Source organism: Mycobacteroides franklinii (assembly GCF_002013895.1).
GTDB lineage: Bacteria > Actinomycetota > Actinomycetes > Mycobacteriales > Mycobacteriaceae > Mycobacterium > Mycobacterium franklinii.
In genome coordinates this window covers 325,156-339,864 of the sequence record NZ_MAFQ01000001.1, presented here as the reverse complement: position 1 = coordinate 339,864, position 14,709 = coordinate 325,156, and the positions used below count along the sequence as shown (strand labels likewise).

At 64.8% G+C, this 14,709-nt stretch carries 11 protein-coding genes; 7 read left to right on the top strand and 4 right to left on the bottom strand.

From position 1 onward, the window contains the following. Positions 1-3 precede the first annotated feature (3 nt). Positions 4-1,332, top strand: a complete 1,329-nt coding sequence (locus tag B4393_RS01915) for an FAD-binding oxidoreductase (RefSeq protein ID WP_078332692.1) — start codon at positions 4-6, stop codon at positions 1,330-1,332. After that, the gene (locus B4393_RS01910) at positions 1,329-1,682 is read left to right on the top strand and encodes a YybH family protein (protein WP_078332691.1); all 354 of its coding nucleotides are present in this window, start codon (positions 1,329-1,331) and stop codon (positions 1,680-1,682) included. Before B4393_RS01915 ends, B4393_RS01910 begins: the two co-directional genes overlap by 4 nt. Here the strand turns inward: B4393_RS01910 and B4393_RS01905 are convergent. Genes B4393_RS01905 through B4393_RS01895 form a run of 3 tightly spaced genes read right to left on the bottom strand, consistent with a single transcriptional unit; the run spans position 1,632 to position 4,629 of the window. Next, positions 1,632-3,107 (bottom strand): DHA2 family efflux MFS transporter permease subunit, encoded by a 1,476-nt coding sequence (locus B4393_RS01905; protein WP_109558252.1) that lies wholly within the window; start codon positions 3,105-3,107, stop codon positions 1,632-1,634. The genes B4393_RS01910 and B4393_RS01905 overlap by 51 nt on opposite strands. 22 nt (positions 3,108-3,129) lie before the next feature. Continuing rightward, positions 3,130-4,425, bottom strand: coding sequence for a Bcr/CflA family efflux MFS transporter (locus B4393_RS01900; protein ID WP_078332690.1), 1,296 nt, complete (start codon positions 4,423-4,425; stop codon positions 3,130-3,132). Positions 4,426-4,470: 45 nt separating this feature from the next. Next, positions 4,471-4,629: a DUF1942 domain-containing protein gene (locus tag B4393_RS01895; RefSeq protein WP_078332689.1), complete on the bottom strand. Its 159-nt coding sequence runs from the start codon at positions 4,627-4,629 to the stop codon at positions 4,471-4,473. Positions 4,630-4,892: 263 nt separating this feature from the next. Here B4393_RS01895 and B4393_RS01890 point away from each other — a divergent pair, with 263 nt between their 5' ends. From B4393_RS01890 to B4393_RS01875, 4 genes are all read left to right on the top strand, one after another. Continuing rightward, positions 4,893-5,648 carry a hypothetical protein gene (locus B4393_RS01890; RefSeq protein ID WP_078332688.1) on the top strand — a complete coding sequence of 252 codons (756 nt, stop codon included), beginning with the start codon at positions 4,893-4,895 and terminating at the stop codon, positions 5,646-5,648. Positions 5,649-5,858: 210 nt separating this feature from the next. Continuing rightward, positions 5,859-9,560, top strand: a complete 3,702-nt coding sequence (locus B4393_RS01885) for a multifunctional oxoglutarate decarboxylase/oxoglutarate dehydrogenase thiamine pyrophosphate-binding subunit/dihydrolipoyllysine-residue succinyltransferase subunit (protein ID WP_078332687.1) — start codon at positions 5,859-5,861, stop codon at positions 9,558-9,560. 101 nt (positions 9,561-9,661) lie between these two features. After that, entirely contained in the window at positions 9,662-11,008 is a 1,347-nt protein-coding gene (locus B4393_RS01880) for a lipase family protein (protein WP_236743092.1), read from the top strand. 292 nt (positions 11,009-11,300) lie between these two features. Beyond that, a complete protein-coding gene (locus B4393_RS01875) occupies positions 11,301-12,608 on the top strand; it encodes a lipase family protein (protein WP_078332686.1) in 1,308 nt (435 codons plus the stop codon). A gap of 8 nt (positions 12,609-12,616) precedes the next feature. Here the strand turns inward: B4393_RS01875 and B4393_RS01870 are convergent, their stop codons facing one another. Further along, positions 12,617-13,771 (bottom strand): PucR family transcriptional regulator, encoded by a 1,155-nt coding sequence (locus B4393_RS01870; RefSeq protein WP_078332685.1) that lies wholly within the window; start codon positions 13,769-13,771, stop codon positions 12,617-12,619. A gap of 242 nt (positions 13,772-14,013) precedes the next feature. On the opposite strand from B4393_RS01870, the gene B4393_RS01865 reads away from it, so the two are divergent. Then, on the top strand, positions 14,014-14,655 hold the full coding sequence (locus B4393_RS01865) for a class I SAM-dependent methyltransferase (RefSeq protein WP_070935918.1): 642 nt from the start codon (positions 14,014-14,016) through the stop codon (positions 14,653-14,655). The last annotated feature ends 54 nt before the right edge of the window (positions 14,656-14,709 follow it).

Sequence of the window (14,709 nt, the reverse complement as noted above, 5' to 3'; positions counted from 1 at the left end):
TCCATGTCCGAGCTCGCCCGTGCCCTCGTCCAGATCGTCGGCGAGAGGTACGTCAGCACCGATGCCGACGTGCTGGCGGGACGAACCATCGATCAGACCGGGCGCTACCGCGGCATCGCGAGCGTGCTGGTCCGTCCCGGCTCTGCTGAGGAAGTCGCCGCGATCCTGAAGGCTTGCAAGGAGCACGACCACCCCGTCACCACCCAGGGCGGACGTACCTCCATGGTCGCCGGCACGGTCACCGAACACGATGACGTGCTGCTGTCCACCGAGCGACTCACCGATATCGGCCCCATCGACACCGTCGACCGCCGGATCCGCGTCGGCTCCGGTGTCACCCTGGCCGCACTGCAACAGGCCGCCACCAAGGAGAACCTGCAGTTCGGCGTCGATATCGGCTCACGCGACTCGGCCACTCTCGGCGGCATGGCATCCACCAATGCCGGCGGCCTGCGCACGGTGCGCTACGGGAACATGCGCGAGCAAGTCATCGGTCTGCAAGTCGTGCTACCCGACGGCTCGATTATGGACCGCCACAGCGATGTTCGAGCCGATAACACAGGCTACGACCTCACCAGCCTGTTCGTCGGCGCAGAAGGCACCCTCGGCGTCATCACCGCACTCGAACTGCGCCTGCATCCGGTTCCCACACACAACGTCGCCGCGATCACCGGGTTCGGCAGCCTGGATCAGCTCGTCGAGGCCAGCCGAATCTTCCGTGATCTCAGCGGTATTGCCGCACTCGAACTGATGGACTCCAGGTTGGGCATACCGAGCCCCGTCGACAGCCCCTGGCTGCTGCTCATCGAACTTGCCCGCGACAGCGACCCCACCGATGACCTGGCCGAGGCACTCGAGGCGGCCGGCGTGGCCGAGCATGCCGCCGTCGGCCTGGATAGCACCTCCCGTGAACGCCTATGGCAGGTACGCGAATCCATCGCCGAGGCGCTAGGCTTGCACGGTCCGCCGCTGAAATTCGATGTGGCGCTGCCACTGGCACATATCGGCGAGTTCGAACGACGCGCCGCCGCACTGATCGCCGCCACGGTTCCCGACGCGATACCCGTGTTGTTCGGCCACGTCGGTGAGGGCAATCTGCACTTAAATGTGTTGCGCTGCCCCGACTCCACCGCGTTGTATCAGCCCATGATGACGCTGATCGCCGGGCTGGGCGGCAACGTCAGCTCCGAGCACGGAGTGGGCACCCTCAAACGCGATTACCTCGGCATGGCCCGCACACCAGGTGATATCGCCGCCATGCGGGCAGTCAAGACGGCCTTCGATCCGACCGGGTACCTCAACCCCGCCGTGCTGTTCAGTTCGCAGTCATGACGCTCGGCGTCGACCCCGAGAAATTCAGCCGGGACTGGTTCGCGGCGTGGAATGCCCATGACATCGAGGCGGTGCTGGAGCACTTCGACGAGGACGCGGTCTTTACCTCCGCATACGGCGCCCAGATCGCTCCGGAGACCGGAGGAGTCTTCCGCGGCAAGCAGGCCATCCGCGCCTATTGGGCCGACGCCCTGACCCGCAACCCGGATCTGCATTTCGAACCCGTCGGCACGTACGTGGGCGCGACGGCCCTGGTCATCAACTACCGAAACCATAAGGGCGGCCTCGTCAACGAGGTTCTAATCTTCGACGGGGACAACGTGATCGAGGGGCACGGCGCCTACCTGTGAGCCCGCGGGTCGCATGAACAGCGCGGCCACCAAACCAATCATCAACGCCGCGACACCCAGCAGCATGGACTGGGCCATCGCCGTCGAGAACGGCGCGCGCAACCCGACGGGCAACGCCCCCAGCTGGTCGGCGGATCCGGAATCGGGTGCCATCGCAGGCATGTTCGAGGCCAACCGGGCTGTCATCAACGCCCCCATCGCCGAGGCGCCGACCACTCCGCCGACCTGGCGCAGCGTGTTGTAGACCCCGGACCCGGCACCGGCCACCGTCGACGGCAGATTGCGGGTTGCGGTGGTCGCCAACGGACCCCAGATGCATGCCATGGCCGCACCAATGCCCGCGGCGGGAAGCAGGAGTTGCCACATCTGTGTCTCCGGCCGCATCAACACCGTCCACCACAACGTGGAGACGATCATCAACACGATGCCACCGCCGATCAGTATCGAGGGACGCACCCGATCGACAAGCCAGCCGGACACGGGCGCCAAGATCCCGCTCACGATCGCCGTGGGTGCCTGTGTCAATGCCGCCTTGGTCGGCGAAAAACCCAACGCCAGTTGCGTATAGAACATCATCGGTAGCCCGGTGGAGATCACACAGAAACTCATCGACGCGATGGCGACCCCGGCGAGCGAAAAATTGCGGTCGGCGAACAGCCGCAACGGAATCAGTGGCTCACCCCGATTCGCGGACTGCCACCACACGAAGACACCCAGGACCGCGAGGCCGGCGACCATCATCGCCCACACCCCCGGGGCCCACTGGAAGCTCTCGCCCTCCTGCAGCGCGAAAACGAACGCGAACATGCCGACGGCCGAGAGTGCCATGCCGAGCAGATCCAGCCTATGCGGCTGCGTTGGCATGCGCGGAATGTAGATGGCGCCCAGGATCATTCCCAAGACACCCACCGGGACATTGACGTAGAAGATCCACTGCCAACCCCACCCGTCCACCAGCAGACCGCCGGCCACCGGGCCGACCAGAGTCGCAATTCCGGCTACCGCACCCCACACGCCCATCGCGGTCCCGCGCCGCTGCGGCGGGAACACCCGCTGCACCACCGTCAGCGTCTGCGGAGTCAGCATCGCCGCACCGATCCCCTGCACCACCCGCGCCGCGATGAGCCAACCGATCGACCCGGCGAGGCCGCACCACAGCGAAGCGGCGGTGAAAACCGCAAGCCCTGCCAAATACATGGACCGCGGGCCGAACTGATCCCCGAGTCGTCCGGTGACCAACAGTGGCACCGCGTACGCCAACAGGTACGCGCTGGTGACCCACACCGTCGCCGAATAGTCGGCTTCGAAACCGGCCTTGATGGCGGGATTGGCGACCGACACGATCGTCGAGTCGAGCAGGATCATGAACAGGCCGAACAGCACCACCCACAACGTCGTCCACGGTCGCGGGTATTCGGGATGCACGGCTACGGAATCTAGCCGCAGGTCAGGCTGCGACACGATTTCTCACGAGAGCCAGCCCAGCCAGAGCCAGCACCACCCCGATCATCATCACGATGGCAACGGCGAGCGCGTTGTTGCCCAAGGCCCCGACCAGAGGCGCGATCACCGCACCCACCCCGAACTGCGCGGCGCCCAGCACCGCCGCCGAAGTTCCCGCCGCCTCGCCGTGGCGAGACAGTGCCAGCGCCGGCGCATTCGGAATGACGAATCCCATCAGCGCCATCAGCGTCCACACCGGGGCCACGAAGCCGACGAGCCCGCCGATACCGAACCAGGCCAGCACCAGTAGCACGACCGCCGGAATCAGGGCCAGGGACAGACACCACTGCACGATCTGCTGTGGTTCGAATCGCTTGAGTAGCAACACATTCAACTGTGAAGCTGCGACGAACGCGATGGCGCCCGCGCCGAACGCGATCGCGAACACCTGCTGATTCATGCCGTACTGGCCCTGTAAGACAAACGAGGCGCCCGAGATATACGCGAACAGACCGGACAGCGACAGACCGGCGACAAGCACCAGGACCACGAACACCTTGTCGCGCAGCAGATCGCGATAGGTCCGCAGGATGGCCCCCACCCGCAGTGGACGTCGCGCGGCCGGGGGCAGCGTCTCCGGCAATGCCACCACGGCAAGGATGAGCAGCAGCACGCCTAGACAGGACAGGGCCGCGAATACGTTCTGCCATGACCCATGGACCAGTACGGCCGCACCCAGTGACGGAGCCAGGATCGGCGCGATGCCGATCACCAGCGTGAGCCGGGAGATCACGGTGGCGGCCGCCTTATCGGTGTACAGGTCACGCACCACGGCCATCGCCACCACCATGGCGGCGGCAGCACCCATGCCTTCGATTGCCCGCAGCACGCCCAACACCACGATGTTCGGTGCGATGGTGATGGCCATCGAGGCCACGACGTGCAGGGCTGCGCCGGCGATCAGCGGTCGACGTCTGCCGAGCGAATCAGAGAGTGGACCCACCAGGAGCTGTCCGAGGCCCAACCCCACGAGGGTTCCGGTGAGCGTCAGCTGTGTGAGGGTGGAATTGACGTGCAGATCTACGCCGATATCGGGCAGGGCCGGCAGATACATGTCGATGGTGAGCGGCCCCAAGGCAACCATGGCACCCAGCACGGTGATGAGCCATGCCCTGCCCAGCCGGGTGTCGGGAGGCGACACCGAACCGGCCGGCGCAGCGGCGCCGGTCGACTCATCTATGGCCGTCTCACTGGCCGTCTCACCGGGGGCAGCACTCACCTCAGTGCTCAGCGCGCGCACGTGGCAAAACCTTCCCTTCCCTAACAAATGTGAGCTGCGTCTCACTCACTTGGTCAAGTCTCCACTCCCGTACCCAGGAGGAAACGCCGCCCGTTTTTGATGCGTCATCAGCACCGATGGGATAATTTCCCAGATCAACAGGTCCGTCACGCCGTCGTCATAGACAACACACGTGGGTACCCGTCCGTCAACATCGAAGCACAGTGCGCCTGTCCCGTCACCGCGATTTTCGCTGCCGCGACGACAGCCGTGACGACTTTGCTCAACGCTGGGCGAGTCGGCCGATCCCCACCACGAAAATGGTTGCCCACGCCGGCCGTCGGAGCCAGAACGTCGCGCAAATCACCCACTTGGGCGGCGTTCCCAGGAACGAAACACACGCGCCGATCGTCTTCACTACTGTGAGGAAAAATCTTCGCTCACAACCAGTGGACCCATCCAGACCACAGCACTGAAGGAACACACCGATGAGCACTCGCATCACCGAACCGCAGCGACAGCTCGCGCTGGGAGGCAAGGGCAAGGAACCCAAATTCGGGGCGTCGGGCAAGCTGCTCTCGCTCGTTCTGGACCAGAGCACCAAGGTCCAGGAGCCGGCGGTCCGCGCCTATGTCCAGAAGCTGCGAGCTTCTCACCCGGCGGCGACGCCGGCCGACATCATCACGATGTTGGAGAAGCGGTACCTGGCGACCGTGATGGGTAGTGGCGCCGCAGTCGGCGCAGCCGCCGCCTTCCCCGGGGTTGGCACCTTGGCCGCACTGTCGGCGACCGCAGGCGAGGCGGTGCTGTTCCTGGAGGCGACTTCGCTCTTCACGCTGGCGTTGGCCGCCGTCCACGACATCGAGCTGGCCAAGATCGAGCACCGGCACACGCTCGTGCTCGCGGTGCTGCTGGGCGAGGACGGCGAGACCACGGTCTCGGACGTGCTGGGCAAGGACCGCACCGTCGGGGGCGGCTGGCTGGCCGAGGCCACCTCGACGCTGCCGATTCCCGCCCTGAGCCATTTGAACGCCACCCTGCTCAAGCGGTTCACCAAGAAGTTCGCGCTGAAACGCGGCGCCATGGCCGCAGGGAAGCTGCTGCCCGCCGGAATCGGAGCCGTCATCGGCGCAGGCGGCAACCGGTTTATCGGCAAACGAATAATCACCAACGCACGCAATGCCTTTGGGCGCCCCCCGACAGCATGGCCGGTGCAGCTCCGGCTGGTGGCGGCCGACAGCTAGCCGGCAGCCGGCAAGGACAGAGGTGGTTGTTCATCGGGTAGCCACCCTTGAGCCATCAGTGGCACCGATGATGTGGCCCCCGTCATGCAACGGCGGCATGTCACCCCCGATGGCGACGCGTTAGCCTGGTACGGGTCGCTAAGAGAACGACACCACAAGTGTCAACAACCGACTGAATATCGGACGAGACGGAGCGAGGCGAAGACTGCCGTGAACGGTTCAAATCCCCAATTCGGGCAGAACGAATGGCTGGTCGAGGAGATGTACCGGCGATTCAAGGAAGACCCGTCCTCGGTGGACTCCAGCTGGCACGAATTCCTGTCCGACTTCGGGGCCGAATCTGTAGCCGAGCCCGCAACCGGCACCGCCAATGGTCAAGCAGCCGCCGCGCCCGCCGCGGCTGTCGCACCGGCACCCGCCCCCGCGGCTGCCCCCACCCCGGCGCCCGCACCTACCGCCGCCCCAGCACCCAGCACCGCCCCCGCCGCGCCGAAGCCCGCCCCGTTGCCGACGGCAGAGGGTGACGAAACCCAGGTACTGCGTGGTGCCGCGGCCGCCGTCGTCAAGAACATGTCGGCCTCCCTGGAGATCCCGACCGCCACCAGCGTCCGGGCCATCCCCGCCAAGCTGATGATCGACAACCGCATCGTCATCAACAACCACCTCAAGCGCACCCGCGGCGGCAAGATCTCCTTCACGCACCTGTTGGGCTACGCCATCGTCCAGGCCGTCAAGGACTTCCCGAACATGAACCGGCATTTCGCCGAGGTAGACGGGAAGCCCACTGCCGTAACGCCCGCTCACATCAACCTGGGCCTGGCGATCGACCTGCCCGGCAAGGACGGCAACCGCACCCTTGTCGTGGCCGCCATCAAGGGCTGCGAGACAATGGCTTTCGGCCAGTTCATCACCGCCTACGAGGACATTGTGCGGCGCGCGCGGGACGGCAAGTTGACGGCCGAGGACTTCTCCGGGGTCACCATCTCGCTGACCAATCCGGGCACCATCGGCACCGTGCACTCGGTGCCCCGCCTCATGCGCGGTCAGGGTGCCATCGTCGGTGCCGGCGCGTTGGAGTACCCCGCGGAGTTCCAGGGCGCCAGCGAGGAGCGCATCTCCGATCTGGGCATCGGCAAGCTCATGACGCTGACGTCCACCTACGACCACCGCATCATCCAGGGTGCCGAATCCGGCGACTTCCTGCGCACGGTGCATCAGCTGCTGCTCTCCGACGACTTCTTCGACGACATCTTCCGCGAGCTGGGCATCCCCTACGAGCCAGTGCGCTGGCGTATCGACAACCCCGACTCGATACTCGACAAGAACGCTCGTGTGCTGGAACTGATTGCGGCATACCGCAACCGGGGCCACCTCATGGCAGATACCGATCCGCTGCGCCTGGACAAGACCCGTTTCCGCAGCCACCCCGATCTGGATGTGCTCACCCACGGCCTGACGCTGTGGGATCTGGACCGCGAGTTCAAGGTCTCGGGGTTCAAGGGCCAGGAGTACATGAAGCTGCGCGACGTGCTCTCGGTGCTGCGCGACGCGTATTGCCGGCACGCCGCAGTGGAATACACCCACATTCTGGAACCTGAGCAGCAGAAGTGGCTGCAGGAGCGCATCGAGGTCAAGCACGACAAGCCGACGGTCGCCGAACAGAAGTACATCCTGTCCAAGCTCAATGCGGCCGAGGCCTTCGAGACCTTCCTGGCCACCAAATACGTTGGGCAGAAGAGATTCTCATTGGAAGGCGCCGAGGGCGTCATCCCCATGATGGACGCCGTCATCGACCAGAGTGCCGAGTACGGCCTCGACGAGGTCGTCATCGGCATGCCGCACCGCGGTCGTCTGAACGTGCTGGCCAACATCGTCGGCAAGCCGTACTCGCAGATCTTCACCGAGTTCGAGGGCAACCTGAATCCGGCGCTCGCGCATGGCTCCGGCGACGTCAAGTACCACCTGGGCGCCTCGGGCACCTATATCCAGATGTTCGGCGAGAACGACATCGAGGTGTCGTTGACCGCCAACCCCTCGCACCTTGAGGCCGTCGACCCGGTGCTGGAAGGCCTGGTGCGCGCCAAGCAGGACGTCCTCGACAACGGCACCGACGGCGGCCGCTTCACCGTGGTGCCGCTGATGCTGCACGGTGACGCCGCATTCGCCGGCCAGGGCGTGGTGGCCGAGACCCTGAACCTCGCCAACCTCCCCGGCTATCGCACCGGCGGCACCATCCACATCGTGGTCAACAACCAGATCGGTTTCACCACCGCACCGGAGCATTCACGCTCCAGCGAGTACTGCACCGACGTCGCGAAAATGATTGGCGCACCGATCTTCCACGTCAACGGGGACGACCCCGAGGCGTGCGTGTGGGTGTCACGCCTGGCCGTCGACTTCCGACAGAAGTTCAACAAGGACGTCGTCATCGACCTCATCTGCTACCGCCGGCGCGGCCACAACGAGGGCGACGACCCCTCGATGACCAACCCACAGATGTACGAAGTGATCGACACCAAGCGCGGTGTCCGCAAGACCTACACCGAGTCCCTGATCGGCCGCGGCGATATCTCGATGAAGGAAGCCGAGGACGCCCTGCGCGATTACCAGGGCCAGCTCGAGCGGGTGTTCAACGAGGTCCGCGATCTGGAGAAATACCAGCAGCGCCCCAGCGAGTCGGTCGAAGAGGACCAACAGCTGCCGCAGAAGCTGGTCACCGCCGTCGACAAGGCGCTGCTGCAGCGCATCGGTGACGCCTTCCTGGCGGTACCCGAGGACTTCAGCGTGCATCCCCGTGTCAAGCCGGTGCTGGACAGGCGCCGCGAAATGGCGTACGAGGGCAAGGTCGACTGGGCCTTCGGTGAGCTACTTGCCTTCGGCACCCTGGTTGCCGAGGGCAAGGTGGTGCGGCTGTCCGGCCAGGACTCCAAGCGCGGCACGTTCACCCAGCGCCACGCGGTGATCATCGACCGGCACAACGGCGAGGAGTTCAGCCCCCTGCAGCTGGTGGGCGTCGACGCCGAGGGCAACCCCACCGGCGGGCGCCTCGTAGTGCACGATTCGGCGCTGTCGGAGTACGCGGCGCTCGGCTTCGAGTACGGCTATTCCGTCGGCAATCCCGACGCAATGGTGTTGTGGGAGGCCCAGTTCGGCGACTTCGTCAATGGCGCGCAATCCATCATCGATGAGTTCATCTCCTCCGGTGAGGCCAAGTGGGGTCAGCTCTCCGAGGTGGTCCTGCTGCTCCCCCACGGCCACGAGGGACAGGGCCCCGACCACACCTCGGGCCGCATCGAGCGGTTCCTGCAGCTGTGCGCCGAAGGCTCCATGACGGTGGCGATGCCGTCGACACCGGCCAACTACTTCCACCTGTTGCGCCGGCATGCCCTGGACGGCATCACCCGACCGATGGTGGTGTTCACACCAAAGTCCATGCTGCGTAACAAGGCCGCGGTCAGCGATATCAAGGACTTCACCGACCGCAAGTTCCGTTCGGTCCTCGAAGAAGCCAACTACGAGGACGGGGTCGGCGATCGCAGCAAGGTCAAGCGGATCCTGCTGACCAGCGGCAAGCTGTACTACGACCTGTTGGCGCGCAAGACCGCCGACAAGCGCGACGATGTCGCCATCGTGCGCATCGAGCAGCTCTACCCGATCCCGCGTTACCGCCTCGAGGAAACCCTCAGCCGGTATCCGGATGATGCGCAGTACATTTGGGTGCAGGAAGAACCTGCCAACCAAGGCGCGTGGCCGACGTTCGGCCTGAACCTGCCCGAGGTGGTACCGCGCCTGACCGGCCTCACCAAGATCTCCCGACGGGCCATGTCGGCACCGTCGTCCGGCTCCTCGAAGGTGCATGCCGTCGAGCAGCAGGAGATCATCGACGAGGCATTTGCGCCCACCTCCGGGTAGGGAGTGATTGAGCCCAAGATCAGGCCCGTCCCTTAGGGGATGGGCCTGATCTGTCGCTGGATGCCTGCCGTAGTGCGCGCGTGTTCAATACGCTGCACCAGATGACCACAGAGCCCGCTCCCGCAAGCGGACCCATAACGCTTCCCATCGAAGAGTGGCCACCGCTCACCACCAAACCCAGACCGTCGCCGCGGGATCCCTTCTACGTTCCCCCACCTGGTTGGGAAAACACGCTGCCCGGGAACCTGCTGCGGCGCAGGCAAGTTCGAATCGCCTTATTCGGCATCGTCCCCCTGCGCCTGCAGGCCTGGCAGCTGCTCTACCGAACCACGGACCTCAACGGTGCACCGGAGACCACGGTGACCACCGTGCTGGTACCCCACAACGTCACAGGCCCGGTGCTGGCCTACCAATGCGCCATCGACGCGGTGACATCGCGGTCGTTCCCGTCGTACGGGCTGCTGCCGGGCTCCTTCGGCCTCAATCAAACGCAGAACGAACTGTTGTTGATGGTGGCCGCACTCGCCCGTGGATGGATCGTCTCGGTCAGCGACCACGAAGGGCCCCAGGGCTTTTGGATGGTAGATCGGCAGCCGGGCTATCACGTGCTCGACGGCGTGCGCGCAACCTTGCGCGCCGGCGGGACGAGAGGAGTGCCGCCACTACCCGAGGACACACCGATCGGGCTCTGGGGCTATTCCGGCGGCGGCACCGCCAGCACATGGGCCGCCGAGATGGCCCCCGAGTACGCACCGGAGCTCAACATTGTCGGAGCACTGCTCGGCGCACCGGCAGCCGTACCCGGCTCATTGGTGCCACACCACAGTCGACGATTCGCCTCGGGACTTATCCTGCCGGTCCTGGCCGCCATGATGCGTGCACATCACAGCGCCCACGACTTTCTGGGCGGGCACCTGACCGCCAGGGGACGTCAGATTATCGAGAGGGCCGCCACTGTCAGCCTCGCAGAATCGGTACTGCGATGGCCGTTCATGAATTTCGACAAGCTCGTCGATCACACTGTCGAGGAACTGATGAAGGCACCCGAAATCGCCTCGATCACCCAGCGGATGAAACTCGGCCAGCACACTCCACTGGCCCCGGTCTATCTGTATCACGGCGTCCACGATCAGCTATTGCCGATCGGAGGCTCCGATTACCTTGCCGACCAATACATCACCCGCGGGGTCAATCTCACCTACCGGCGTGACCACGCGAGCGAGCACATATCTCTCGCCCTCACGGGCGGAGGCGACGCGCTCGGCTGGTTGGCAGCGCGGATGGCAGGTGAGCCCTTGGCGCCCCAGCCCGATGTCCAGACTGTGCTCTCGCTTGACCGCACGCGCGGCAGTGAGCCAGCTCCGCTGGCAGTGGGGCATCGCGAAGCTACTACTCGGCCGTCTCTAGCCATCGCGCAGCGACACGTATTCTCCGACACGGCAACTTAACCAGAAAATAGCATCGCACTTCATTTTTCGGTGCCACCGGCTGTCGACAACCCGCTGGGCAGCGAATATCGCGAACCCTGTAAAATGGCACGTGTCCAAATATTGGATTCGGCCGTTTGCTTGATCGGTGACGAACTACAAGGTCCGATGCGCGCTTTAGGGGGTAACCCCGATTCGGTGACGATTCGTTGCCGTGGACCATTCTTGTTGAATACGCTGCGCGCATCCGAGGTTTCTTACTATCAATGTCACTCAATCCGGACGGGACGACCACACCAAGGACAGGAGCCAGATGACAGCCGGCACTGCGCCCGCGTCGACTCAGCCGATCGAGGCCTGGCCAATGCAACTCGGTAAACCATTGCCGTCCCCGGTCGACCCATTCTTCTTGCCGCCCGGCGGCTGGGAGAAGACAGCACCCGGAACGGCGCTGCGCCGCAGGCGCGTTCAGATCGGCTTGTTCGGACTCATCCCGCTGCGACTGCACGCATGGCAGGTGCTCTACCGCAGCACCGATTTGCACGGGTCCCCGGAGACGACCGTGACAACAGTGCTCGTCCCCAAGACCGCGACAGGAAAAGCGCCGCTGCTCGCCTTCCAGAGCGCGATCGATGCCGTCACCCCCAAGCGATTCCCCTCGTACTACCTGCAGCACCGCACCTTCGGCATCAATCAGTCACAGAACGAGTTTCTGCTGGCTGTCGCCGCCCTCCAACGGGGGTGGATAGTGACCATCAGCGACCATGAGGGACCGAAGGGCCTCTGGATGGCGCCCAAACAACCCGGCTACCACGTGCTGGACGCGCTGCGCGCCACCATTGCCGCATCCGGCGAGGACGGCATCCCGCGTCTGACGGCCCAAACACCGGCCGCGGTCTGGGGATACTCGGCCGGTGGTAACGCCACCGCCTGGGCCGCCGAGCTAGCCGGTGAGTACGCGCCCGAACTCAACCTGGTCGGGGCATTGATCGGCGCGCCCGCTCCCCAACCCGGCCCACTCATGCACCAGCTCAGCGGCCAATACGCTTCGGGGCTCATCATCATCGTGTTGGCGGCCATGATGCGGGTCAGCCCCTCAATCCAGGACTACCTGCAGAAGCACCTCACCAAGCGAGGTCGCCGGATGGTGGAGAAGGCCGAACGCCTCACCGTCATCCAGGCACTGTTGTACTGGCCATTTCTCAACTTCAACAGGATCTTCGTCCGCCCGCTCGAAGAAGTGATGGACACACCGGAGATCGCTGCGCTCACGGACGCCATGACGCTGGGATTGCGCATCCCCACCGCACCGATCTACCTCTACCACTCGATGCACGACGTACTCCTGCCGGTTTACAGCACCGACCAACTCGCCGAGGACTACATCGCCGGTGGCGCACATGTCACCTACCGACGCGACCGCGCCAGCGAACGTGTCTTTTTGTTACTGTCCGGCGGCCATGATGCGCTCGGTTGGCTCGACGAACGTATGCGCGGCAGGCCATTACCGGCACAACCCGATGTCCGAACGGTGCTTTCGACATTTCTCGCGCCACGCGCTCTGATCATGTATGTCCGGCAGATAGTGGCGATTGTGAAGCTGCTCGCCGGGAAACTCTGATCGGGACGTCAGCGCGCCTTCACCGCCAGCAGTGCGGCGGCAAGAGTCCGCGCGGCCGACGGCTGCGCGGGGTCCAGGCCGGTGAGCTCGGCCACCCGACGCAACCTGTAGTCGAGGGTGTTGGGATGCACATGCAGTGACTTGGCCGCCAACTGGCGCCCGTGCTCGTGCTGTAGGTACGCACTGAGTGCCTGTTGCAGGTGAGGGTGCGCGGCAAGCGGCTGAACCGTGGCGGCGAGCAGGTCCCGAGCCCTACCCGGACGGGTGATCTGGTATTCCAGCAGCAGATCGGCAAGCCGATATGCCCCCGGCACTCGACCGAGTCTCAATGCGAGCACGGTCAATTCGCGCGCCTCATCGGCGGCGGCGGCAATCTCGCCGGGGTCGGTGGCATCGGAGACCCCGAGCGTGACCGGCCCCCCTGCCACCTCCGAGAACAATGGCAGCAGCGATTCCACCTTGCCCACCGCGGGTAACAAGATGGTGCCCCCGCGGCCGTCCAGCGACGTGAGCACGGGTTCGCGCGCGTACTCGTCGACGATGTCCTGCACCAGATGCGCACGCCGCCGTGCCACCACGGTGTTCACCGCCGGTTCCGGGAGGTACAGGAATAGCACGTTGTAGGACAGCGCCAGCGTGACGTTGGCGCGCTCGGCGGCCTCTACCCATTGCGTCCCCTTGACCAACGCGTCGAAGAGGTCGCGCCGCGCCTCCGTCGTCGCACTGTAAAGACCCTGGCGCTCTTCGAGATAGGCAGTGGTGACAGCGGGCAGCATCAGCTGTAGATATCGCTGCACCTGCGTACTGATAGCGAGGACCTCGCCGACCTCGTCAGGGGTTGCCAGCTCCCGGAGCGTCTCGATGCCCACCCGTGCGGCGACGTTGTAGACGGCCAGAATCGCCGGAAGCGGGATGTCCTCCTGCGCCCGACGGGATGCCGCCAGGATCGACACCGCGATCTCGTCTTCCGTGGGGGCCCGGGATTCCACCAGTACCCGAGAGAAGATTCGGAAATGCTGCTTGGTGAACTCGGTAATCTCTCCGTCGAGAACCTCACGCGGCAACATCCCGTAGTACGGCACCTCGGCAGCGAAACAGTCCACTGCGCGGCGCGCCGTCTCCGGCAGCCGACGCATGAACCGATCACTGAGTGACGCCGTCATCAGCGGACTCCAACCTTCTCCCACTGCACCGTGGAATACCCGTATCCCTCACGAATCACGTCCGCGAGACCCTTGCGCACCCTACCGTTCCGCACACGAGTTCGGTGGTTTGCTCGCAGGTTCATCACGAGCAGTTCGGGTTATTGGGACCGGTCATAGCTTTCGGCCGTGACCCTCGTGTATTTCACCAAGTTCACACGGAGTCGCGGACGTCATCCAGGCGCCACTCCTAGGTTTCAACGATGACGGCCATCGCCCAACGGCGTTCATTCAACGAGCTGGTCACGCGGTACTGGACTCTGATGTCCCGGGTGTACAACTTCCCCTTCGTGCAACGCCACATCTATAGCCCGGCCCAGACGGACACCATCAGGCAGTTACGTGACCACGATGCTCAACGTATCGCCGATATCGCTTGTGGCACTGGCATATTGGCCGCACGCATCCAGGATGAGCTGGCGTCGGCAACCGTCTACGGGGTGGACATGTCCGACGGCATGCTCGCCAAGGCAAGGGCCCGCTCGGCCGGGGTGCAGTGGCGCAAGGCGCCCGCGGAGCAACTCCCGTTCGCCGACGGCGCCCTAGACGCCGTGGTGACCACGTCCGCATTCCATTTCTTCGACCAGCCCGCGGCGCTGGCGGAGTTTTACCGCGTGCTGGCCCCGGGCGGCATGGCCGCGGTCGCGACGATCTGCCCGAAGGAACGTCGCTGGATGCGCAACGGAACGGGTGAGCGCGGCCCTGCACATTTCCCGACGGCCGGCGAAATGGAGCGCTTGTTCTCGCGCGCAGGTTTCGACGTCGTGGTGCAGCGCCCGGTGGAACGCCCCATTACGCCACCACTGATCTCCGTCGACTGGATCTGCGTGGGCCTCAAGACCTGACCGCCGCCATGACCACGCCGGGTTGCCATCCATTACCCTCACTGATTGACGTCA